Source organism: Aquimarina sp. BL5, assembly GCF_003443675.1.
Lineage (GTDB): Bacteria > Bacteroidota > Bacteroidia > Flavobacteriales > Flavobacteriaceae > Aquimarina.
Genome location: NZ_CP031963.1, coordinates 2,555,496 through 2,578,940, shown reverse-complemented (window position 1 = coordinate 2,578,940; position 23,445 = coordinate 2,555,496). Strand labels below are relative to the sequence as shown.

At 33.7% G+C, this 23,445-nt stretch carries 27 protein-coding genes; 5 read left to right on the top strand and 22 right to left on the bottom strand.

The window, feature by feature from the left end; all coding sequences use genetic code 11:
* Positions 1-338: 338 nt before the first annotated feature.
* The 4 genes from D1818_RS11130 (at position 339) to D1818_RS11115 (ending at position 7,871) form a co-directional block, all read left to right on the top strand.
* Positions 339-1,454: a DNA cytosine methyltransferase gene (locus D1818_RS11130; protein ID WP_118458972.1), complete on the top strand. Its 1,116-nt coding sequence runs from the start codon at positions 339-341 to the stop codon at positions 1,452-1,454.
* On the top strand, positions 1,421-4,294 hold the full coding sequence (locus D1818_RS11125) for an ATP-binding protein (protein WP_118458970.1): 2,874 nt from the start codon (positions 1,421-1,423) through the stop codon (positions 4,292-4,294). Before D1818_RS11130 ends, D1818_RS11125 begins: the two co-directional genes overlap by 34 nt.
* Before the next feature lie 9 nt (positions 4,295-4,303).
* Positions 4,304-6,070, top strand: coding sequence for a response regulator receiver domain (locus tag D1818_RS11120; protein ID WP_118458968.1), 1,767 nt, complete (start codon positions 4,304-4,306; stop codon positions 6,068-6,070).
* A gap of 97 nt (positions 6,071-6,167) precedes the next feature.
* Positions 6,168-7,871, top strand: coding sequence for an ATP-dependent endonuclease (locus D1818_RS11115; RefSeq protein ID WP_118458966.1), 1,704 nt, complete (start codon positions 6,168-6,170; stop codon positions 7,869-7,871).
* A 12-nt stretch (positions 7,872-7,883) separates the two neighbouring features.
* On the opposite strand, the gene D1818_RS11110 is transcribed toward D1818_RS11115, so the two are convergent.
* The 7 genes from D1818_RS11110 to D1818_RS11080 form a co-directional block, all read right to left on the bottom strand.
* Positions 7,884-8,648 carry a hypothetical protein gene (locus D1818_RS11110; RefSeq protein ID WP_118458964.1) on the bottom strand — a complete coding sequence of 255 codons (765 nt, stop codon included), beginning with the start codon at positions 8,646-8,648 and terminating at the stop codon, positions 7,884-7,886.
* Between the two features lie 58 nt (positions 8,649-8,706).
* The gene (locus tag D1818_RS11105) at positions 8,707-9,813 is read right to left on the bottom strand and encodes an endonuclease/exonuclease/phosphatase family protein (protein WP_118458962.1); all 1,107 of its coding nucleotides are present in this window, start codon (positions 9,811-9,813) and stop codon (positions 8,707-8,709) included.
* Positions 9,814-10,017: 204 nt separating this feature from the next.
* Positions 10,018-10,344 (bottom strand): hypothetical protein, encoded by a 327-nt coding sequence (locus D1818_RS11100; RefSeq protein WP_118458960.1) that lies wholly within the window; start codon positions 10,342-10,344, stop codon positions 10,018-10,020.
* Between the two features lie 71 nt (positions 10,345-10,415).
* Positions 10,416-11,078 carry a hypothetical protein gene (locus tag D1818_RS11095; RefSeq protein ID WP_118458958.1) on the bottom strand — a complete coding sequence of 221 codons (663 nt, stop codon included), beginning with the start codon at positions 11,076-11,078 and terminating at the stop codon, positions 10,416-10,418.
* Positions 11,075-12,313, bottom strand: a complete 1,239-nt coding sequence (locus tag D1818_RS11090; RefSeq protein WP_118458956.1) for an antirestriction protein — start codon at positions 12,311-12,313, stop codon at positions 11,075-11,077. Before D1818_RS11090 ends, D1818_RS11095 begins: the two co-directional genes overlap by 4 nt.
* Before the next feature lie 53 nt (positions 12,314-12,366).
* On the bottom strand, positions 12,367-13,590 hold the full coding sequence (locus D1818_RS11085) for a DNA cytosine methyltransferase (RefSeq protein WP_118458954.1): 1,224 nt from the start codon (positions 13,588-13,590) through the stop codon (positions 12,367-12,369).
* Complete coding sequence (locus D1818_RS11080) at positions 13,587-14,219, bottom strand: RadC family protein (RefSeq protein WP_118458952.1); 633 nt, start codon at positions 14,217-14,219, stop codon at positions 13,587-13,589. Before D1818_RS11080 ends, D1818_RS11085 begins: the two co-directional genes overlap by 4 nt.
* Before the next feature lie 303 nt (positions 14,220-14,522).
* On the opposite strand from D1818_RS11080, the gene D1818_RS11075 reads away from it, so the two are divergent.
* On the top strand, positions 14,523-15,515 hold the full coding sequence (locus D1818_RS11075) for an exodeoxyribonuclease VII large subunit (RefSeq protein WP_118458950.1): 993 nt from the start codon (positions 14,523-14,525) through the stop codon (positions 15,513-15,515).
* Positions 15,516-15,545: 30 nt separating this feature from the next.
* On the opposite strand, the gene D1818_RS11070 is transcribed toward D1818_RS11075, so the two are convergent.
* The 15 genes from D1818_RS11070 to D1818_RS11000 all read right to left on the bottom strand — a co-directional run bounded on the left by D1818_RS11070 (position 15,546) and on the right by D1818_RS11000 (position 23,444).
* Positions 15,546-15,776 carry a DUF4248 domain-containing protein gene (locus D1818_RS11070; protein WP_118458948.1) on the bottom strand — a complete coding sequence of 77 codons (231 nt, stop codon included), beginning with the start codon at positions 15,774-15,776 and terminating at the stop codon, positions 15,546-15,548.
* Between the two features lies 1 nt (position 15,777).
* Positions 15,778-16,017 carry a hypothetical protein gene (locus tag D1818_RS11065; protein WP_118458946.1) on the bottom strand — a complete coding sequence of 80 codons (240 nt, stop codon included), beginning with the start codon at positions 16,015-16,017 and terminating at the stop codon, positions 15,778-15,780.
* Between the two features lie 166 nt (positions 16,018-16,183).
* On the bottom strand, positions 16,184-16,987 hold the full coding sequence (locus tag D1818_RS11060) for a hypothetical protein (RefSeq protein WP_233558498.1): 804 nt from the start codon (positions 16,985-16,987) through the stop codon (positions 16,184-16,186).
* A complete protein-coding gene (locus D1818_RS11055) occupies positions 16,899-17,348 on the bottom strand; it encodes a CHAP domain-containing protein (protein WP_233558499.1) in 450 nt (149 codons plus the stop codon). The genes D1818_RS11060 and D1818_RS11055 overlap by 89 nt, the downstream gene beginning before the upstream one ends.
* A gap of 44 nt (positions 17,349-17,392) precedes the next feature.
* The gene (locus tag D1818_RS11050) at positions 17,393-17,785 is read right to left on the bottom strand and encodes a hypothetical protein (protein WP_118458939.1); all 393 of its coding nucleotides are present in this window, start codon (positions 17,783-17,785) and stop codon (positions 17,393-17,395) included.
* A gap of 69 nt (positions 17,786-17,854) precedes the next feature.
* Positions 17,855-18,889: a peptidoglycan-binding protein gene (locus D1818_RS11045; RefSeq protein ID WP_118458937.1), complete on the bottom strand. Its 1,035-nt coding sequence runs from the start codon at positions 18,887-18,889 to the stop codon at positions 17,855-17,857.
* A gap of 5 nt (positions 18,890-18,894) precedes the next feature.
* Complete coding sequence (locus D1818_RS11040; RefSeq protein WP_118458935.1) at positions 18,895-19,320, bottom strand: hypothetical protein; 426 nt, start codon at positions 19,318-19,320, stop codon at positions 18,895-18,897.
* 3 nt (positions 19,321-19,323) lie between these two features.
* Positions 19,324-19,506 carry a hypothetical protein gene (locus tag D1818_RS11035; RefSeq protein ID WP_118458933.1) on the bottom strand — a complete coding sequence of 61 codons (183 nt, stop codon included), beginning with the start codon at positions 19,504-19,506 and terminating at the stop codon, positions 19,324-19,326.
* A 69-nt stretch (positions 19,507-19,575) separates the two neighbouring features.
* Positions 19,576-20,406: a hypothetical protein gene (locus D1818_RS11030; protein WP_118458931.1), complete on the bottom strand. Its 831-nt coding sequence runs from the start codon at positions 20,404-20,406 to the stop codon at positions 19,576-19,578.
* Positions 20,390-20,725, bottom strand: a complete 336-nt coding sequence (locus tag D1818_RS11025) for a hypothetical protein (RefSeq protein WP_118458928.1) — start codon at positions 20,723-20,725, stop codon at positions 20,390-20,392. The genes D1818_RS11030 and D1818_RS11025 overlap by 17 nt, the downstream gene beginning before the upstream one ends.
* A 92-nt stretch (positions 20,726-20,817) precedes the next feature.
* Positions 20,818-21,102, bottom strand: a complete 285-nt coding sequence (locus D1818_RS11020; protein WP_118458926.1) for a hypothetical protein — start codon at positions 21,100-21,102, stop codon at positions 20,818-20,820.
* Positions 21,103-21,117: 15 nt separating this feature from the next.
* Positions 21,118-21,639, bottom strand: coding sequence for a hypothetical protein (locus D1818_RS11015; RefSeq protein ID WP_120752382.1), 522 nt, complete (start codon positions 21,637-21,639; stop codon positions 21,118-21,120).
* Positions 21,640-21,677: 38 nt separating this feature from the next.
* Positions 21,678-22,082 carry a hypothetical protein gene (locus D1818_RS11010; protein WP_118458922.1) on the bottom strand — a complete coding sequence of 135 codons (405 nt, stop codon included), beginning with the start codon at positions 22,080-22,082 and terminating at the stop codon, positions 21,678-21,680.
* A 50-nt stretch (positions 22,083-22,132) separates the two neighbouring features.
* Entirely contained in the window at positions 22,133-22,765 is a 633-nt protein-coding gene (locus D1818_RS11005) for a hypothetical protein (RefSeq protein ID WP_118458919.1), read from the bottom strand.
* 94 nt (positions 22,766-22,859) lie between these two features.
* Positions 22,860-23,444 carry a hypothetical protein gene (locus tag D1818_RS11000; protein ID WP_118458916.1) on the bottom strand — a complete coding sequence of 195 codons (585 nt, stop codon included), beginning with the start codon at positions 23,442-23,444 and terminating at the stop codon, positions 22,860-22,862.
* Between the last annotated feature and the right edge of the window lies 1 nt (position 23,445).

The following is a 23,445-nucleotide window of genomic DNA, read 5'->3' as shown; positions in this document are numbered from 1 at the left end:
TTAGACGTTTCCTATTTTGTTTTGAAACTGTTTAATTCTCTGCTGGTTTCAACATAGTTTCAACATTTATTCAATGTCTTGATACTATTTTGATAGTAAGACTAATTTTAATTTTTTAATTTTTCAAGTTATTAAATAATAGTTATTTATTGAAAAACATATAGGTTTCAAGTTTGTTTGTGTCTTCGGTATTCATAAAACCGAACTTGTGTTTTTTGTAAATGTTAATAAAGTTTGCAAAACTATACCCCAAATTGATTTTAAATATTTCGTAAATAATATTAAATTTCCCCTAATTCTATTTTTATTAAATAGTTTTCCTTAAAAAAACAAGTTATTTGAATTCAAAAGACAGTAATACACTTTCAGGAAACGTATTAAAAGCAGTAGATTTCTTCTGTGGAGCGGGTGGAGTCACTTGTGGTTTTTCTAAAATTGGTATTAAAGTACTCGGAGGAATTGACATCGATCCAAAGTTTAAAAAAACCTATGAGGAAAATAATAAGACAACTTTTATAAATGAAGATGTTTCTGAATTAAGTTTGCATCCAGAAAGGTTAAAGGAATTACTCCCAATACAAGAAAATGATGACAATCTTATATTTGTAGGTTGTAGTCCTTGTCAGTATTATTCTAATTTGAAATCAGACAAAACAAAATCGGAAGCTGGGAGGTTATTGTTAGACGACTTTAAGGAATTTGTTTTATTATATAAACCTGGTTTTGTTTTTATTGAAAATGTTCCTGGATTAGGAACGAAAGATGGAAGTCCGATAGATAGATTCAAAAAAACTTTGAAAAAAGAAGGGTATACTTTCGATGACGGTGTTCGGAATGCCAAATATTTTGATGTTCCTCAAAATAGAAGACGATATGTACTTATCGCGTCCAGAGTTATTGATGAAATTAAACTTCCAGAAGAACAAAAGGAGAAAAGCAAAATAATAACTGTACAGGAAGTAATAGGGGATTACAATAAGTTTCCCCCTATCCAAGATGGGTATAAGGATAGTTCAAAATTACAACATTCCGTTGCAAAGCTTTCTGATTTAAACCTTAAAAGAGTTAAGAAAATACCTAAAAATGGAGGGACGCGTAAAGCTTGGGAAAATGATAAAGAATTGCAATTAGAATGCTATAAAACCCACAAAGGTCATTATGATGTTTATGGGAGATTGTTTTGGAGCAAACCTTCACCAACTATAACTACACGTTTTATATATACAAGTACAGGAAGATATTCACACCCCGAACAGGATAGAGGACTCTCTTTAAGAGAAGGAGCGACATTACAGTCGTTTCCGCTGGACTACCATTTCTATTCGTCTAATCAAGGAGCAATTGCTACTATGATTGGAAATGCAGTACCCCCTAAATTAGCCGAAAAGATAGGATTATCAATAAAAAATCAATGGGATAAATGGCAACATTCAAAGCAAAAGCACGTGCTGTAGAACTACTTGGAAAAGGCCAAATAGCAGATTTACCAACGGCAATTACTGAATTATGGAAGAACGGTTATGATGCTTATGCTAAAAACTTAACTTGTAAGCTTTTTCTAGATTCTTACAAGGATAATCAAAGACCTATTTTTTTACTTTCAGATGACGGGTTTGGTATGTCTGAATCTGATATTTTAAACAGATGGTTTGTACTTGGAACTGACTCTAAAGCTAGGGGGCAAAGAATCCAGCCTCATTTCGGTTTAAAGGAGAGAACTCCCATGGGAGAAAAAGGAATTGGTCGTTTATCTGTATCCTATTTAGGAAGCCAGATGCTAATGTTGTCCAAAAAGGAAGGTGAAAAAGCTAATGCTATGATAATGGATTGGCGGATTTTGGATAATTATGATTTCTTCTTAGAGGATTTAAACATTCCATTATTTTCTTTTGACACGATAAAAGAATTCAATTCTGAATTATCAAAAGCTAAAAAAACCTTTCAAGGAAATCTCAAAAAAGAAAAATGGGAAGATCAGAAAGAATATAGAGAAGATATTATAAGAGATTGGAATTCTTTTGATTTGCCTGATTTTATAGAAGAAGAACTAATTTCCAAATTTTGTGATGTAAATTATCATTGTACCACTTTTATAACTTTAACTCCTCATGATCAGATATTAGAGCTTTCTGATAAAGATAGAATAGAATTAAAGGGAGATAGTTCTCTTACATATTTAAGAGCTTCTCTTAGTGGGTTACATAATGATTTAAAGGATCCAGATAAAGATTTTGAAACCCATTTCTTAATTTATGATGCTAGCGGTAAATACGACTTGATTGATGATTTCTTTACTCAGAAAGAAATGAGAAATGCAGACCACTGGTTAAAAGGTGAGTTTGATGAAAATGGTTTTTTCTCGGGAGAGATCAAGGTGTTTAATAAAAGAGAAAAATATACGTTTCGCCCTAACCGCCCTCCAGGTAAAACAACTTATGGCCCTTTTGCTATTGAATGGGGATCTGTTGAAGGTAATATTTCAAGTTCACAGCTTAATAATGAACAATACAGAATTATTGATGAAAAACTTGAAACCTTTGGTGGTTTGTATATTTATAGAGATGATTTTCGCGTTTTACCTTATGGTAGAACAGAAGCAGATTTTTTAGAATTTGAAAAGAGAAGAAGCTTAGGTGCAGGATATTATTTCTTTAGCCATAGAAGGTTTATGGGATATATTGACCTCTCTAGAGAAAAAAACCCCACTTTAAGAGATAAAGCAGGTCGAGAAGGATTTATTCAGAATAAAGCCTATAGGGAGTTTAGAGATGATCTAATTGAATTCTTTATAGATGTAGCTAAACGCTATATGAGAGTTGATTCTAAGAACGAGGAATATTCTACTTATCGAGAAGAACAACTATCTGAAATTCAATCGAAATACAAAAAACAATCCAACGCAGCTAAAAAGAAAAACAAAAAAACAAAAAAGGCATTTCTTGAAGACTTAAAAGAAAACACAACAAAAATTCCTGAACTCCTAAAAGAGATTGATGAATTGGAAGGCAAAATTACCAAAGAATCAGAAGCAATAGAGATCAATTATAACAGTTACAATGGGTTGATTAGTGTGTTAGAAGAGAAAAAGAATGAACTAAGATCATTAAAACTTCAAAAACCTCAGAATGTATCAGTTACCCAAAGGCAAGAAAAAGAATATCATTCTTACCAAAAATCGTATCGCGCTACTGAGGATCGAGTTCGATCCTGTGTTAAGATTGTAGAGAAAACAAGAGAACGTATAAATACAGAAAATCTAAAACTGGAATTTAATGACAAATTCCGATCTCATATAAAATTTTTAGGAAAGCAATTTTCTAATTTTCAATCTGTTTCTAGTGAGGGTTTTGATAGAATATATAAGTCTTTGGGAGAGGAAAAAGATGTACAAATTGATCTTTTTAAAATACAATCTGAACCTCTTAAACTTAATACTTCAGATACAAAAGAAGACATTACCGCGAAAATAAAGAATCTGGAATCAATTATTGAGGAGCAGAAAATTACAATTCAGGAATCTTTTGGAGGTTTTATAACCCATGTTTCTAATCTACAGATTGATGTTGATGATGACTTTTTGAGGAGTTGGTACGAAAAGCAAAATATAGAATTAGAGAAAAGAATACAAGATTATGAAGAACTTGCTCAATTAGGTATGTCCATTGAGATTATTGATCATCAATTTAATGTCATGTATTCTCAAATGAATGACGCTATTAATGAAATAGATCAATTTGCTCGAAAGAATAAGGAAATAGATTTCAGTTTCAAACAGCTTAAAAATGCTTTCCAACATATGGAAGGTAATTACAAGTTATTAAAACCTCTATATAGGACTAGTAGAAGAGTAAGAGAAGTAATTTACGGACATCAAATAGAAAAATACATCAAAGATTTCTTTAAAAATGATTTTAAAAGATATAGAATTGATTTCTCAGTAAATGATGCATTTAGAGAGTACGACTTCTTCTCTTATGATTCCATAGTAAAACCGGTTTTTTTGAATATAATCAGTAACGCAAATTATTGGTTGATTCCAGTTGAAGATCGTAAAATAAGAATAGAACTAGAAGATCAGGAAATTAGAATTATGAATTCAGGTGAACCTATAGATGATTCTCACCTGGAAGATGTCTTTACTATTTTCTTTACCAGAAAAAGGGATGGTAGAGGTATCGGATTATATTTAGCTAAAAAGAATTTACAATCGATAGGTTACGAGATATTTGCTTCTAACGACCCCACCAAGAATAAACTTAACGGAGCTTGTTTTATTATTAAAAAATCTAAATAACCTACTAAAATGACTTTTGAATCCATTGCAAATGAGGTAATAAAACGATCTATTAGATCTGCAGTTTGTCTTGATGATATGTTTGAACAACCATATATGACAGAGAAAGGAATAATAGAAAGAAATCAAGAATTGTCTGAAAGGGATAACCGGAAAATACAATTATTTAAAGATATTCCCGAAAAACTTTACAATTCTTTTAGAGAACATGGTTCTTGTGATATTGATATTTATAATTTTAAAAATATTGAAGAAAGTTGGCGCCCTGATTATATGCTTAACAATAAAGATCTTCTTGTAATAGACTGGGAGTTAGAAGGAAAAGGTAATTTTGAATCTACTATTGAAATATTGAAACAAGCGATCGAATCTAACGAATATACTAGTGTTCCATTTATAATAATATATACTCACTTACCAAATGAAGATTTTAAGTCTATAATTGTCCAATTAATTGAGCAATTTAATCCTTTTCTGAATAAAGATATTGAAACAAAAAGAAATGAATTTAGTAAGAACTTCAAATCAAGTTTTGAAGGCTGTTTTGAGGAAGAACCGGATGAAGAAGAAATAATTGATTGGCTTAATGAAAATAACAATCTATTTTTTGAATTTTGGAATCAAAATGCAGAAAAATTTAGAGACGAAACCAAAGGTAGAATAGCGAGAAGTATAAACGAAAAATTTAATACCATTACTAATAAACAAAGTAAGGTGTTGACAAAATTAAAGGGATCTCTTAAAGAAACTTTCTCTATTGAACTTAATGAAGGAATTGAACTTCTTCTTTATTTATCCCTTGAGACTAGAAACAATATTACATCTTTCTTTAAGCGTATCGACTCTTCTGATTTAGGAATGAAAATTAATGATTCAATAGTCACCATTTTTTCAAAAAATACAGACAACGGTGATGGAGTTAAGCCAGAAGAGGTATTTAAATCGTTTAGCGATTTAATATCCAAGGATCCACATAATTTTTTAACACTTCTTAGTATTGAAATGAAAGATAAGCTAAGAGATGACTTGTCAAAAATTGGCAATTCAATTTCTTCACTAAATGAGAAAGCTTTTTTTCATCATTTGCAGAATTACCAAAAAAGATCATCAAATCCAGAAAATGAATTTTTTGATTTTCTACTTAAATGTTGGATGAATGAGGTAGAATCTTATAATTTTAACAATCCACCTACTATTTTTAATACTATTAGTAGCTATGTAGAAACAAGAAACTATAAAGATCTTAAAGGACATGAAATAAAAGCTGAAATAGGTGAACTGGGCTATAAGCTTTCGACAGTAAATAGAGAAAGTAGACTTCTGAATTCCCCCAAAATAGGTTTTGGGGATATTTTCAAAGTAAATTACTCTGGCGATCAAGAAAATCAATCAGATGAAGATGAATACATGATTTGTATTACCCCATCATGTGTTTGTGTGGATCCAACAAAGGTAAACAACAACTTTTATTTTATAAAAAGTGAAAATGTAAAGGAGTATACAAAATCATCTGCAGCAAAGGATATTGAGACGAATTATTTTTCGCTTATTAAGCCAAAAAGCTCTGTTTGGGCTATAAAATGGGAATGCAAACCCTTTTCTATATTTATTCCTGAGAATAATTTAAATAATTTAAAATCATACTATTGTTGTAAACCAATGATTTTAGAATATGTAACTACTTCAAAAGAAAATTTCACACAAAGAATAGCTAATCAGTCATTTGCCTATGGGAACTCAATAGGTATTGATTTACCAAATATGAAACTTGGATAACAATCTAAAAAACATAATTTCAACTATTACCAGGATAAAATTTTCTGGGAAATTCAAATCATATATTGACTTTATACAGTTTCCGTATTATAGAAACATGGAACTGGACTCAAAAATAACGTTTGATTTTCCTTTAACGATTTTTATCGGCCAAAACGGATGTGGTAAAAGCTCTAGTCTTCATGCGCTTTATGGTGCTCCAGACAGATATACTCCTTATCAATTTTGGTTTGATACCAAAGTAGATCCTGTTGACTATTACAATAACAAGAAAAAAAGACATTCATTTTGGTATGGATTTGTTGATGATAATGGTGTTGAAAAAGAGGTGTTAAAAGCGAGGATTAGAAGAGAAAACGACCCTAATTATTGGGAGACAAGTAGACCTTTAAAATGGGCAGGGATGAAGACCCGAAAAAATAAGAATGACCGTGATTCACCAATAAAAAAGAAAGTAGTTTATTTGGATTTCAGAGCTGAACTGAGTGCTTTTGATAAATTCTTTTACTTTGGTAATGTAAAAGATAGAAAATCTAAAAATAAGCAAGAATTTATTAGGACAAAATCGGCTTCTTTAAAAAAACTTCTAGAAAAAAAGAAAAAATTCATTAATTCTAGTACAAGACAACTCAATGATGAGGTTGAGGTATTTTCTCAAGACATTTTAAAAGCAATCTCTTTTATTTTAGGACGAGAATATACTTCGGGCGTTTCCGTATACCATGAACTTTTCAGGAATGAAGGGTATTCAGTTCTTTTTAACACTTCATACGCTAAATATTCTGAGGCGTTTGCTGGAAGTGGAGAAATGGCCGTTTTTAGATTAGTTACAGAAGTGTTGTCTGCACCTGATTATTCATTAATCTTGTTAGATGAACCGGAAGTTTCTCTCCATCCTGGAGCACAAAAAAGGCTAAGAGATTTTTTATTACAACAGATAATAAAGAAAAAGCATCAGATTGTCTTAACTACTCATTCACCATCAATAGCAAAAGGGATGCCTAATGAGGCATTAAAGGTGTTTTATCAAAATCCTAACACAGGTAGATTTTTTGTAAAAGAAAATTTGTCTCCAAAAGAAGCTTTTTTTTATGTTGAATATCCACAGGAGAATAAAAAAAATCTTATAGTTGAAGATATACTTGCACAGAATATTATTGAAGGAGTACTTGATAAAATGGGTGAGGCGACAAGAAGCTTATATGATGTAAAGTTTAATCCCGGTGGTGAAACTGTTATTAAAAAAGAGTTTACCACCGTTTATAGCAGGGAACCTAATTCAAAAAATTACATATTGTTTGATGGTGATCAAAAGCCACCTCAGTTACATTATAATTGGCGTGACTTTAAATCTAGCGATCTAACCATCACCAACTTTACAAAAAAAATTAAAGATCAAACAGGAGAAAATATTAAATTTTCGGTAGATGGTGGCTCATTGGGAGGAAACAAATCACAACAAATCGAACTTTTGAAGTCTTACTTAGATTATTATTTAGCAAATGTTTTTTATCTACCTAAAAACATACCTGAAGAAATTATTTGGGATTCCGATATGGCTAACAAACTTATTAGTGTTGTTACGTCTTCAAGTACTAAGCTGGATGAATATAGGAATGAAATAGAGTCTGCAAGTTCATTTAAAGAGAAGTATGCAAAAATTGCTTTAATTACTCAAGGAATCAGTAATTCTGAAACTATTGCATCTATCCACAAGATGTTTTTGAAAAAGTGGTTGTCAATGGAAAATCAAGATTATCAAGATATAAAAAAGATAATCACTAAAATCACCTCGATTTGATTAAGATTTCCATTAATTAATGCAAAATTCTGAATACTGTTTTAACAAACTTTTTCTTTTTTTAGAGAGTTCTCTTAATTCTTTATTTTTCAATAATTTATTAAACTTTTTGCAATCTCCGAGTTGGTACAGACATAGAGCTTTATAAAAAATAGGATTATCGCGGGGCTTAATAGCGTAGCTTGAATCGTAATATTTTATAGCATCTTCGTAAAAATAGTCATATTCAGAATATAATGCTAGGTTATAGTAAACTGTTCCTAATTGGTTATAAGTAGTATATCCATTTTTATTTATGGCTATAGATTTTGTGAAGTTCTTAATAGCATTTTTATAATTCGTATAGATAACCGAATCTCTTACATGCTTGTTTTTAATAAGACTATCATTATTCTGATACTTGAGTGCTCTCATAAATTGGATATCTCCCTGTAAGAAATATTCGGAGTGATCAGAATAACTTGTTAGATGTTTTTCCAAGGATTCAAGTATTTCTCCTTTTGAATCTTCTCCTAGTAAACCCGCGTCTGTTAAAAACTTCATCTTCTTTCGAACCTCATAGTATTCCTCATCTGATTCTAGGAAAGCAGAAATTTGGTTATTTGTAAAAATTCTTTTGTTAGAATCCTCATTATTAATATAACTGAAAATATTTGAGACTAGTGATATTATCAAAGGAATTAAAATAGCCAACCAAATAGTTTTATTTTTAATTTGATGTTCTTTAATTTCAAGAAGTTTTTTTTGTTTTTCTAATTCTTTTTCTGATTGATCCATGGTTTTACTTTTAAATAAATCTCTTAATCTTTAATTGGAATTGTTAAGAAAAGGAACGTCATAACAATTTATCATGTAAAAAATCTGATGAAGAATCTTCTAATATTTCTATCCAGATAGGTAGGTGATCTGACATCTGATTTCTCTTCCAGTATCTATTATAATATTTCAAAAATGCTATATCATCTATCAAAGTAGACGGATCATCTTTATGCAAAAGCATCTTATTGTGATAATAAGAAACCATTTCTTCCGTGTAAACGTAATCATAAAGATTGAAGACACTTCCACTTTCTAAATTATTATTTTTCTTTAACTTGAAATACTTATCAACACTTAGAAAAATCCTATCGTAAGCTTCAGTTAGACTAGCATTTGTGGGTTTTCCTTTGAGACCGTCACATTCTATGAATTCCTGCTCTAATAATAGTTCAATAATATCTTCATTGTCATTATATAAATTTGTGTCTCCTAGAATAATCAAATTCTCACTCCATAAGTGCTTCTTAGCTTTTTTCTCAGAATAAAGGTCTAATAATAACTCAATTTCTTTTTTTCGAATTATTTTATCATTTGTACTATTACCTGGATGCAAGTGTACACCAACAACTGCAAATTTTTTCCATCCACATTTGAATCCTGTTATAGAAGGTGTTCGCTTTAATTGTTTGAATTCATCATCATCTGTCATTTCTGGAGATACAACTAATTCTCCCGATAATCCCGAATGCTTTATTCTTCGGGTATCATAAATGAATCCAAAACGTTCTCTATTACCATTTTTCCCCTCAGTTATATCTGTAATTATATAAGACCAATGATCTCCTAATATTTTAATAATTTTACCAAGATCAAAAAGTGAAGTTTTAATTTCTTGAATTGCTATTAAGTCAAACGAGTTTATAATCTCAGCTATATAATAGTATGATTCAGGAAGTCGTTCTTTTAAATGTCCAAATTCTTTAATATTCCATGAAGCAATTAGAATGTTATTATCTATTTTTTTACTTGGAACGTTATTGTTTAGTCCAGATTTTAGAGTTAGTAAATTAGTAATGGTTCGCTTTTTATCAGCATTACTTAATAATAATTTTTCTTCATAAAACGTAAGGTTATATTTATTTGGGATTAATTCTTTTTTTGGACGCAAGTCATTGTACCACATAAAAACTATATTTTAATATTACCTAAACCCTTTTTAAACAAAACACCCCATATCCAAAATGAATCTGGATACAGGGTTTCTGTAAATTTTACGTTGCTCTAAGTTAATAATAAAAATTTAAAACACTATTATTTCCCCAAAAAAAAACTTGTTTTTTCTAAATCAAATAACTATGCAGTCAGTCAGGAGGATTAATAAATTTAGTCATTGCCTATATTCAAAAGTGTTATAACTCCTCCAAGTCTTCGTCTCTGGTTCATACTCGTATAACAACATTTTCTCTTGAAATCTTTTGGTAGTAAAATGAAAGCGACCGTATTTTTGGATTAAACCAAAGAGGACTTTTTTTATATAATAATCATCTTTTGATAGATCAGGGATACCATTAAGCATAAAAATGCCCATACTCATCTCAGCTCTTCCTTTTTCGTTAGAGATTACTAAAACACCTTTTCTTTTCGCATCTGAGTAAAACGTATCAAATAATTCTTTATCCAAAATGATATTTTCCGCGACTAAAACTTTTTTCATAACTAGGATTATTTCCTAGTTAAAAGTATAAAATTAGGAAATATTCCATCATTAAAGTTGTAAACAGATTTTTATTTGTTAAAAAGTCTTTTTAGCAATCCTTTTTTCCGCTCCAAAACAATTGTAAACAAACTATCCGCTTGTGATCCGTGGTTATGAAATTTGATCTCAGCGACTGCTCTTTTTCTTCGAAATAGATTCCAGGGAGACTTACCAGGCTTTTTGTAATAGTAATAAATATCAAAGTTGTGAATGATTTTATAATTAGCCATTAAAGTATCCAGTTCAGGGACATAGATACCTTCAAAATCCAGATCTGGATTATGGATTCCAAATTGTTTTGCAGGCAATGATTTTAATTCATTGACTACATACATTGTGTCTTTTCCTTTTGCTTTAAATTTGCCTTGAGTAGATGATTTCACCGCTGAGTAACTGATCAAGTTACGTCTCAGGTTTCCAACTTCTTTTTTCAGTAGTTGCCGGAGTTCTTCATTCATGACCAATTTTGCATTTCTGGCATTGATTTCTGCTATTTCTGCTCGGGCTCTGCTTTTACCCTCCTGATCTTTCCATTTTTCTATCTCCTGGAATTGGGCACTCTGAATCTCCTTAAAATCCGAGATTTTTTGGCGTTCTCTTTTCCATTGGAAAAACAATATTACTACTAGAATAACTAACGCTATCGGCAGTAGCCTCCAGATCGTTTTTATAATATTGAGATAATAAGTCATACCATTGCTTTTTGAGGTTGTTCTTCTAATTCTGGATTAGTCTCTGCAGCTCCGATAATTTGTTTGGTAGAAATATTGTATTTGATTCCAGTAATGCCATATCTATTCTTGGAAGTAACAGCATAATTATTCTGGAAGGTATCATCTACTTTGATTACTTCAATATTGATCCCAGCATCGTATAAAGGTGCTGTTCCTCCACGAATAGTTTTCTGAGTGGTACGCTGAAAAATGACAATAAAGATAGTATCCGGATACTGCTTTCGTAAGCGGTCAAAGTCTTGTGAAGGTAATCCCGTTTTATTCCAACTATCGATAATAATAACATCAAATGTACCAACGGCACTTGTAATTGTATTGTATCCATTGGGAAGCCTGTCTGCTCTAGAGATACGATTTCTATTTTGTGGACTAAGGTATTCATTTTTCATCCTGGTGATCAAGTCTGATTTACCGCCGATCTCCAAAGTGAAAATGGCAACATTATTTCCCATTTCAGCAAATGCATCTGCTAGTTGATATGTAAATCTTGTTTTACCACCTCCTTGATCACCTTCAATGGTGATAGCTAATTCAAACTTTTCTAAATCTCCCAACAGTTCTCCCATTGCTCCAGGTAATCGAAACGTAGGGGTAGTGCTGGTCAAGGGCTGTTGATCAAATGACGTAAACAATATATTATTCTTGGTATCGGTAATAGGGATGTTTTTATTCTCTTTAGAAACCATATACTCAATACCTGATAAACCCACTGTTGGGTTTTGATTCACAATAGTTTTAAGTTCAGATCGCCATTTGCGATTGATGATAATTTTTACCTGTTCCTGCAGGATCATTTCATTATGCTGTTTGATCAATTTATGTTGTAACTTATCTATGTGCATAGCATAAGGATCATTTTTGGTGATTTCTTTTTTAGATACTGCTTTTTGTAATGCATAAATGAAGCTCTTTAATTCATTTTTAGATTTAATGGTGCTATGCATATCTAGAAAAGTCCTGATAAAGGAAATAGAAGCATTATTCTTAATCAAGTTTTCTTGAACAGATAGATATGCGTTCAACTGCTTCAGATAGATGTCAATAGTTTCTTTGATTTCTGGTTCTTGGTGATAAAAGTCTTTGGCTTCTATAAAGAATTGATGTCCTTTTTGCAGGATCTTTGGTAATGATTTAATGCTGACCTGAAGGATAGCATCGTTGTAATTTTCAAATGAAATAACGGGTTTTTCCATTTGGTAATAGTATCCTAAATGATCGTATTACTTTCTGGATAGTTCGGGATGGGTTATGATTTTGAGAATAAAAGTTGAAGTCGTAAAGCTTTTGATTGTAGCTTTAGAATATTTCGATCGTTATTCTTCTTTCTACTATTCTGCTTGAACATACTTTTTATAAGTTGTATTCCAACCATTTTAACTACAGGAACGCTAACCGCGTTTCCGATCAATTGATACCGTCTACTGTCACTAAGCTCTATTTGTTTTCCATCCCGAACACCATATTTTGTCCAATGATCCGGAAAACCCTGTAAACGTTCACATTCTAAAGGAGTGAATTTACGGATACACTCTAAATTGGTTAATAGGTTATCTCGATATCCTTGTGCCAGAATAGCACTTGTTTTACCATCCATACGAGGCACAAATTGCTTTTCCTGAAATGGAGCATAATCATTTCCTTCTTTTTGATGATTTTTTCGAATTCTTTTAGCTTTCTCCGTACGTTCCTTTCTTAATGGCATCCAATTATTGTGCAATAAATTGTCTTGAGGAACTCCGGTAAGACAATTGGTATTAACATCTTTTCTAAACTCTACTTTTGATCCTCTTTTTACATTTCTACCGCTTCTAATGGTTAATATATAAGGATTATCTTTTACGTATGAGTCACCTGCTTTGGTATGTATTGTTGAAGAAATGTTGGCTTCCGAGAGTTTTTTTCTAGTGCAGTTTTCAGTCTTTTGACAGCTTTCTCCGATAGGAAATACTTCGGGGCGGGTTTGTCCTCTAAGTGATCCGACAAGGTAGATACGCTCTCGATTCTGGGGGAGAAACCAGGAAGTATTAAGCAATTGCCATTGGATGTCATATATCCCAAGGTTGGCAAACGATTTAAGTACGATTTCAAAGTCTTTGCCCTGGTTACTAGAGAAAAGTCCTTTGACGTTTTCAAAGATAAACAGACTGGGTTTATAGAGGTTAAGGATTCTAATTGCTTCAAAAAAGAGTTTGCTTTTACTTCCTTTGATCCCTTCCCGTTTTCCAGCAATCGAAAGATCTTGGCAAGGGGAACCGAAGGTGATAATATCTGGTTTTGTGATTGTTCCTTTTTTGATGTCTTCGATAGGTCCTGCATAGATTGAGTTTTTGAAATTGTAAGAATAATTAGCGATTGCAAAAGGATCAATTTCACTGAAATAATGTTTTTTGAATCGAAAACCAGCCTCTTTTAATCCTTCAGGAAATCCTCCAATTCCAGAGAATAAGTCTAATAGAATTAGTTCTTTCATAATTTCCCTTCTTCTGCAAATGAGTAAAAGCTCTCTTTGGTAAGAATGATGTGATCTAATAACTGAATATCTAGTAATTCCCCTGCTTGTTTAATTTTAGAGTTTATTCGAATATCTGAAGTACTTGGTTTTAAGGTTCCAGATGGATGATTGTGCGCGATTATGATACTTGTCGCCAAACTTTTTAGTGCAACGGAGAAGAGAATTCGTATATCTACAACACTTCCTTTGATGCCACCAACAGAATGTGTATGATATCCCAGAACTTTATTACTATTATCTAAATACAACACAAAGAACTGTTCTCTAACTTCTATAGTATTCTTTGTATAAAATTTGGATACCGTCGTAGCTACATCCTTTGCTGAGCCTATTTTCCCGTTAACCTTTCTTTTTCTCGAAAACGTGATATTAATCTCTGGAATTGGAGTAGCGTTAGTAGATTCTTTTAAGCCACCTAATCCGCTGATGGTATAAGAAGGAGTTTTTGAAGTTGTTCCAAGAGTATTCTTCTTGGATTTTAATTCTTTAGAAGCTCTTTTGATCGCATTGGTCCATTTCTCTCCTTTCTTTCGGATTTGTTTGGCTCTTTTGCTAATTTGAGCAACTGTATTTTTTTTCTTGATCATTATTTAGGAATATCTAGACGTAATGATATGGCATTGCTAGATCTTAGTTTCTGGTTGGGGTGTTATTCTTATAAAAATATCTTTTAATTTGAAGAGGAGATAAGATTCTTAAAACAAGTAATACAATTGCGACATTAGAAAGATAGGAAACAATATATTCTCCTTTTTTTCATAATAAGTAATATCTACGGCAATATGCTTTCCAACATTATCACAGAAAAATATTTTTTTACAATAATATTTCCCCATTTTATTACTTGTTGTTACCTTTAAGAAAAGATACATAAACAATGTTTTTCTCTTATGAATAATCAGTATTCTGTAGGCACTTTGATGGATATTTATTCTCAAAGCTTATCTTCATCTCTTGATGCTCAGTTGATAAATATAGAGGGCTTTTATTTTGATCAGGAAGGAAAATTGTATGGTAAGGTTTATTACGACCGTTTGACAGATAAGAACAAAAGAAATCAGCTTACCATCCAAGTCCCTCAAGAAATCAAATCAAAGCTTGTTTCAAAACGTTTCTATCAATTTCAGGGATATATAAATAAAGCGCAATCAATAGATAATGATTCGAGGCTTAAGGTATATTTCAGAGTTACCAAAGTGCTAAAGCTTGAAAAAGATGTTCAATTAATTGATAAAGTAGAATACGATATCATCCGGGAACGTTATGACCGTGAATTTCCAAGTATAGAAGACTTATTAATAAATACTATTGAAAGAAAAGATAAGCCTAGGATCGATATTATAATGGGTGAGAATTCGACATCCAAGGATGATTATTCGAATGCTCTATATGACAAAGATTATTATGAGATTTGTCACCATAAATGTAGCCTTTCTTCTCAAACAGCGATGCTGAACTTTATGAACTCTTATGATTTTTCAGAGACGGACTTATTGGTATTTGTACGAGGAGGCGGAAATGGATTGGAGGTTTTCAATGAATTGGAACTTTGTAAAAAAGCAATTGAACTTCCGGTTCCTTTTATTACCGGTATTGGTCACGATAGTGATGTGACATTATTGCAAAGGGTATCTGATAAATCATTTTCTACTCCAACTGCTGTCGGTGTGTTTTTTCAATCTACAATAGATATTCATAAAAAACGCCAAAATGCTTTAAGGGATAAAGATCAGAAGATGGAATATGCAGAACAACAACATCAAAAGGATCAAAACCTATTAAGAGATCAAATAAATAGTCAACAAAAACAGCTAAGGAATAGCTGGATTATTCTTGTGCTACTGGTTTTAATTATCGCAGGGTTACTATATATATTATTTTAGTAATCCGTTCATTACCGATTATAGCCTGACCTATGGTTCCCCTAATCGTTCGAATAGAAAGCGTACCACTTCAGGGCGTAGTAATTTTGTGCTTTTTTTATACCCAAACTTTTGCAATTCCTCTAAATAAGTGTGAATCCAAGAAGAAAAAGTTTTGGTGCATACATTATACAAAGCTGCTAGTTCATGTTTATAATAAGCTCTTAGCTTAATAGGTTGCTCGCCTTCAAAATATGTTCCTTTTAACTGTGAAGATTCCATACTATTTTGCTAAGTTTTTATTTGCGAAAGAATCATATCCTTCTTTGCCTTCCCATAACGATTCCAAAGATTCTGTATCATCATCTACTTCATAGGTAATCCTTTGCGGGTTTTCTAAAACATATGGAGCTCCAAAGCTATCAATCGCTACTCCATACTTAGATGATAGTTTTTCCAAAGCTTTGATAAAAGCTTGGCAACGTTTTCTTTTATCTTTTTGAAGTTTGATATTCCATTTCATAGTACGTTGTTGTCTGTATTTAATTCTTCACCCAGGCAGGTCCCGATGAACCCTCCAATTAATATAAAGGGATAGGTTTCCTTTGGAACGTATTTTTTAGCTACAATAAATCCAAGCATACTCCCGATGAGTATCCAACCAGCTTTCTGTGTGTTTTTCGATATTCTCATAAGTTCATTCTGTTCTTATTCTGAGCTTGTCGAACGGATAGTAATAGCAACCCTCCGGCAGCGGCTATTGATCCCCAAGCAGCTAATTGTAAACGTCTTCTTCTTTCATCTCTAAAATCTACTAAGGTTACCGTAAAAGAATTTCCATATCGTTTTCTGTGTTCATTAGAAAGTTTTAGAAAACTTTCAAAATCATCAGCATTGGCAAATACCAAACACCCTGCAGAAAAATCATCAATCACTTTGGTTGTTCCTTGTTTTCTAGCTCGGTGGATGTTGATTCCAAATCTTCCTGTATCCTGAAATCCAGATTCAAACCATTTAAAGAGTCCCTTTCGTTCATAGTTACGAATGACGCTTACTGGTTTTTTTTGGATTAATGCCTGATACACTCCTCGATGTAATCCTAAACTGTAGGCATCTACATACTGTCCTTTTTTTAGAAAAGCAGTTCCTTGAGAATGCATAGGGTTATACAACCAATATTGCCCAGGATCTGTAGTTGCTTTAAACATATGATATACCCATTTTCCTTTATCATTGGTATAGAAAACATGTATCTCATCATCAAAATGGTTACTATTTATAAAACGACTGCGATACCCCACAATATTGAGTCTATAAGGTTCTCTATACACCTTGTATCCTTTGCTTTGTAATATTTGTAAACTCTTTGCCAGCATAGTTGATGGTAATTTTTGCTTGTCGGTGCTACCGACTACCAATGAAATCAGATACTGCCCATATTTGTTTTTTGAGCCTTCGTTTTTTGTAAACACCATCGCCTTCTCTGGATCCATTATCATTGGTGTTCCCTTCTACAGTAACAATCCAAGTAGAATTCCATTCATCTATAAAACCAATATGTGCCGGACGATTTAATTTGTGATACCAAATCATAAATACATCTCCTTTTTGTGGCTCTTTTGCTTCAAACTTTCCTTTTTGATAAATACGTTTACGCTGTAATGCATAACTCGGTACCCACCCGCTGAGCGGGTTCTGAATACCTACATTCTGATAAACCCAAGAAACAAAAGCTGCACACCAAGCATATCCAGGACCTAAATTCACACTCTCCAGATACATCTCTACGTGAGATCCTCTATTAGCGCCACCAACTTCGCGAACTCCTATCTGAGAATCATACAATTCTTTCACGCATTCACGTTTGTGTCGCTCATTAATTTGAGTTTCTGTCTGGCTTACAAAGTCCTGGCTAATAATGCTACTGCAAACAAGAAAGCAAAGAATATAAAAGTAGATAATTTTAGCTTTTGCCATGGTGTTATGGTATTAAAATCGTTTCTAAAATGATGGTCTAAATAATCTTCTGAGGTGGGCCAGATTAGTTTCATTAGTATGCGTACAATTCCGTGTAGAATAAAAACCCCAATGATTGCAAATAGATATACCTGAAATACTCCGGCATCATAGGTTCCTGCTGTAGGATCTATCCATCGAAGAAATACGGCACTATGGATCCATAGAATTAATCCAACTGCTAAGGAAGAAAGCTCTCTCCATACTTTAAAGTAGCTCCAAAGCGGTTTGAATTTATCAAAGATTGGTTGTAACCATCGAATTACTTTTTTCATGTGTTCTATTGTTTTTTTTTGAGATTCGTTTTCCGTTTTACTTATAAATAATAAACCTGTCTCTGACAGTTAGAAGGAGGATAGGTTTCTGGTAGGAGCAAAGACGGTTTCTCCGGATTGTGTTAGAATCCTGGTAGTACCATTCTCCATTCCCGTGATATATCCTACGACTGTATTGGGAGCTAGTTCTGGAACAATAAAGGATCCATCAGTTGATTTAAGCAATGTCGGTTTTACAGCAATTGCCAAGTTCCATTCATTATTAATACGATCCTGATTATTTATAAAGGTGTCGATGACACCTCCTAGTCCTGGGATAAACCACACGCCTCGTGCGTTTTGTTTGAGTCCCATACGTCTAAACTCTGATCGAATTTTTACTTTCTCTAACTCTTTTTGTTTGAATGCCACACTAAGAAGTGCATTTACTAAAGAAGTGACCCTGATCCCGGCAATCCGCACTCCCTGAAAAAAAGTACTCACAGATTGATACTGGCTTACGGAATTTATTTTCTTTAATCCATTCAATACGCCAAAAAGGTTTCTTTTATTGGCAGCATCGATGATTTCTTTAGAGATCGATGCTGCATCAAATCCTGATGTTGTGGTTTTGCCAACTAAAGTGGTAAAATTAGATTGTGTTATGGCAGAAGGAAATCCAGCAGCTCGTAATGCTCGTTCTGTTCCTTTTCCAAAAATCCCATCCACACGACCATTTCTAAAACTTGTTTCTTTGATGATCATGGCGGCTTGTCCACCTTTAGCCAGGAGTACATTTTGTATCATACTCACCAAAGCACCTCGAGCACCTCTCTTCACCGGAAAGCTACCAGAGGTAGCAATTGGCAAGTTTGGCGTTGTTATCGTGTCTTCAGAAGGAATTGTAATTGGATCATTTGTAAAGCTTCGCCTTGTAGCAGCTTTATTTCTGAAGTGGTTATACGCTAGATACCCTATTCCCAGAATCACGCCACCTCCTAATCCTATCATTACAATCTGCTTTTGAGTAAGTGGTTTCTTTTTATTTTTATTTGGCTGTCGCCCTGCGACTCCGCCTCGGACTTTCTTTTTTCTGCGGATCGCAGTTGTTATATTTTGTCGCATAGATCTTATCTTTTTGAATTAATAATTTCATTAGCAATAGCAAACTCTTCAGTAGTGAGTTCGCTTTGCAAGTCAGCTGAAAGATTTCTGCCTTCCAGATCTCTATAAGCACGTTGTACTTTTCGCATCATACTAGCAGTTGGGATTTGCTCTAAGGTTCTGAATAAGGATTCTTCATCCGTTCCCCATCCAAAAGCATTATCATTTTCAAAAGCCATGACTAAACGAATAGCAAAATTGGCTGGGTTTCCTTCCTCCAAGGCTTGTCCCTCACGAATATCCTTTTTGAATTTTCGAACTAATGCTCGGATTCCCAAAAAGACAACAGCTCCTAATCCTGTAGCTAGTAGCACAGAAATAGTAGTGCTACCAATAGTAAGCTTTGGTCTTTTCTTTATTGCTTTCACTGCCAGTGCTGCGGGGAGTGCCATGAATTATCCTTTTTTTATTTTGATTTTAACCAGATTTCGGATAAAAGCATCGTTTAGAAATAGATGTTCCATCCTTATAATGCCTTTAGCCCCAAAATTCCTATTCATCGTTTCAAAAGCTTTTTTTACTTGATGTGCTTCTGCTTTATCTTTGACTGCTATGTTTACAGTGATTGGTGTTTGCATAATTTCCTTTTTTAGTTTTTATAAGTTTCAAAGTGGCAAAGAATCAAAGTTCCAGAGTTAACATTGTTTCTATGCTTCTTTTTTATTTTGTGACTTCTTTTCTTGTAATTGATTTAAGTAATATCCTATCTTCTGGAGAAGCCCTTGATCATCTTTGATCTGACCCCCTAACTGGAGCATCAATTGAATGACTTGTTCAAACTGCTCTTCAGTAAACACCTCAGTGAGGTGATTTAGAATTTGAATTAGATAATCTTGATCTTCCTCTTTATCTATATTTTCAGGTGCATCGCTGATACCTAACCTCCCTAGTGTTCCTGCGATCCCTTTCATCTGATTGGGGTACTGTTTGGCTAATACTGAGATAGCACTAGGGAGGAGGACTTTTCCTAACTCTACAAACCCTAACTTTTTAACCAAGGTTTCAATTTCTTCTTGTTTGATTTCGGTTTCTTTCTTGGATTCACTGAGGTCTTTTTCTAATTTATCTATCTCCTTTTTACTTTTTGCAAAAGACTCTTTGAGTTCTTCAAAGTCTCGTTTCTGGAGTTCTTCCTGAAGCATACTATGCACTTTATGATGCACTCCGTTTAAGGTTTCCTGACTACTTTTGGATACTTCTTCCAGTTTCTCCTGTAACTTTCGATTCTCTATGGATAGCCGTTGAATAGTAAGCTTGTTTTCTACCTCAGCACTTCCCCGACGAGACATACCATCTGCAGGTAATTGTCGAATTGTATCATTTTCAGAAGTTGTTTTCAGAACTTCAAGCTTGGACTGACCTTGTTGCATCTTATACTTTACATAAGCACTTTCACTAGTAAACCCCAATCGATCCATTTCTGCATACTGCTCCTCGTTCAATCTTACTGATCCGGGTTTTCTATGCCTTGCTTCCATCATCCTTTGTTTTTAGAATCACTTGTAAAAAGCGAATGGTGCGCTGATACTTTCGGGTATTGATAATTTCTATCCGATCTCCATGTTCGTGAGCATTCTCCGCAATTCCCTGTGTATACCAATTATCATAGCGTCCATAATCCGATTTCACGATCAGTCCCCAAGAGATATACGTCACTAACCATATTTCATTATTTGCCTGAAACTTCAACACCCCCATAGGAGGTATCATAAACTCCCGATAAACAATCCTGTAGTCCTCGTACCCTCGTTCCTTGGCTCTTCTATCTGCATACTGCAGTGCAAATTCTTCCCTCATCACACATTGTGTGTTTTATTATCCCACTCTTATGCACGCATTGCGTGATTTATGTATTTACTTTAGCGGAGATAATTGATTAGTAATTCCTTTTATAAAAGCTCTTCTGGAGCCTCTTCAATTAATAGCCATACGGTTACTTCGTATGGATAAGTAGCTTGTCCTTCATCTTGATAAAAAGCGGTGATGTAATCCGTGTTTCCTGATTCATCCACCAGCGTCAATTGTTGATGTTCTGGAGTATCTAGTAACTTCAACCCCTTGTCCGGAACTAATTCTTGAGCAATAACTTTTGAGAACTTGTCTTCAGAGGATAGTTGTTGTTCCTTATAGAAAATCCCTCGTTTCTGAAATAATGATAGTGTTCCTAGTACCATACTGTGAGATGTAGATTAAGTATATTCTTCAAAGGTTATAAAAGTAGAGCCCGTATGAATTCCACTCCATAAAAAGAAAAGATCAGGATTACATTGTCCTTCGAATTGAAGGTTTAACTCCTTGTATTCTTCAAGTGGTTTCAAAAAACCATCTCCCTGATAAAAGGGAAACCTATCTGTTGCAGGATGTGCAAAATACCACCATCCTTCGGTTTGCTGCTCTACATAAATATCAGGGGAATAGGTGTCATTATATTCAATACCATCATCAAATTGAAGAAAACGTTCGTCTTCCATTTTAGAATCTGTAATTCCAAAATAATATCTGGGGGTGATAGGTGAATCACTACATTTTTTTTCGACTCTAGAAGTAACTAAAAGTGCATTGACTTTTGCAGTAGTGAATGGAAGTTTTGCCCCTGCGTTCAAAAATTGGTTTTCCCTTTGGATTGTAAATTTTATAGGGACAAACTTCCTCCGCACTATAACAGTACTATTACTACTTTTATTGTTTTCTTCTTTAATTATACATTTCATAACTAGAAATCGTTAAATTTTCCTTTGGTTAACTTTATCTACAACCGTTCACTAATTAGTAAGATAATTGTAACTGTGTAACCTCTTTCGAAAGTTGCATTACTATGATCTTTATCTTCAAAACGAACCTTTACCGAAAGGTCTCCAGGTAACACATCACCTAGTTCAAAAAAACGTTCTCTGGGAGCTACACTTAAAGAAGACATCAAAATTTTACTCTCAAAACCATCAGGAAAGAGTTCTTCGCCACCAATCTCAATACGTTGTTTTCCTCGGTAGTATAATCGATCTGGATACTCTGATATTAGTTGAATCCCTTTAACTAGGTTGGTGTGTTTTGGCAACTCAAAATTATCCACGGTAACAAGTCCGTTCTGCTTTTCCACCTTAAAGGAAAATACAACCCTTGTTTCCTTTGTGTTTTCTTGTTCTTCTGCGTTCATCTAATTAGTATTGAATATTCATTTTAATTTTTGCCCGGCACGGCTCGTGCCTAGGCGGGGACAGTAGCTGTTCCGGCGAGTACTACTTTGATCAGTGCTTTCTCAGGAGCATCATCACCAAGTTCGATATTGAATTCGAATTCTTCATCATCACGAATAAAGCGTGGACTTTCTAAAAAATACGTTCCAAGGTTCAGCATCGTATTACCATCGGTGGCAAATTCCTGCATCGGACGTTCATCAATAATAATCTTCTTATTAGCAATCAGTGAGAACACTCCGTTTTGCAACCCACCTACTTTTTTGATACTATCAAAATTGGTTTGTTTGATGACTCTTTTAAGCGCTGAATCACTTCCTGGAAGATCCCCTTCAATTTCTGCAGCTAACAGGATAATACGGTTGCACAAAAACAATCGATCTTTCTGAAGCTTGGCTTGTGTGACATTAGTAATCCCAATTTCTTTAGCATCCTGAGTCTCGAACATATCAATATTAGCTTTGTTTCCTGCAAACTTGATCGCATAGTAAGCGGTATCAGCTAGTTGCAGTCTACCTTCTTTGATCCCTGTCGCTACATTCACCATAGCGGGATCATATTTCTTAGCCTGATCTCTTAGTGAGATATGAGCATTCACAATTTCTAAGAACTGTGATCTTGAACTTTTTTTAATTGTATTCATCATAATTAGTATTAAGTATTTAGTAATGAGTAATGAGTATCGAGCAGTCAGAGTCTTATACTATGTACTCACTACTCGATACTCTGTACTATTCTTATGCTACCGCATTGAGTTCACTGATATCTTCTGATCCGCTGAGTTGTATGCTATCAATTCCGCTGATATCCCCATCAAATCCATTAGCAAAATCCTGCTGAATATCGATAGTGGGTAATTGTTCCCCGTTTTCAATTTTTCGGATGATCTCATCAACTTCGCTGGTATCAAAATCTCCTGTATCTACAACTTCGGATCCCATAAACACGAGTGGACGATCTTCAATATTTCCAAGTGCCAGTTTCTGTGCCAGGGAAGGGGATAACTTATCCAGATATAATTTTTTACCTATGGCTTTTAGAGAATTGATAGCACGATCTTTGGCATCATCAAGATTGTCTTTAATTCCATCAACACCATTAGCGGTTTGTGGTTTTCCTCCAAATCCGTTTGAAAATGCCATGCCGACCCCAGCTGAAGTGATCCAGTCTTTACCATAGTAGGCTCCCCCGAAAATAGTCAACGCACCCAATCCAAGGGAGTACCTTCCTACAGCTGATCCTGCGATCATTCCTAACATTCCAGTACTGAGATGTTTTCCAACTTCCAGAAGGCTATTTTTTGTATTTGCTTTTGTTTTCATA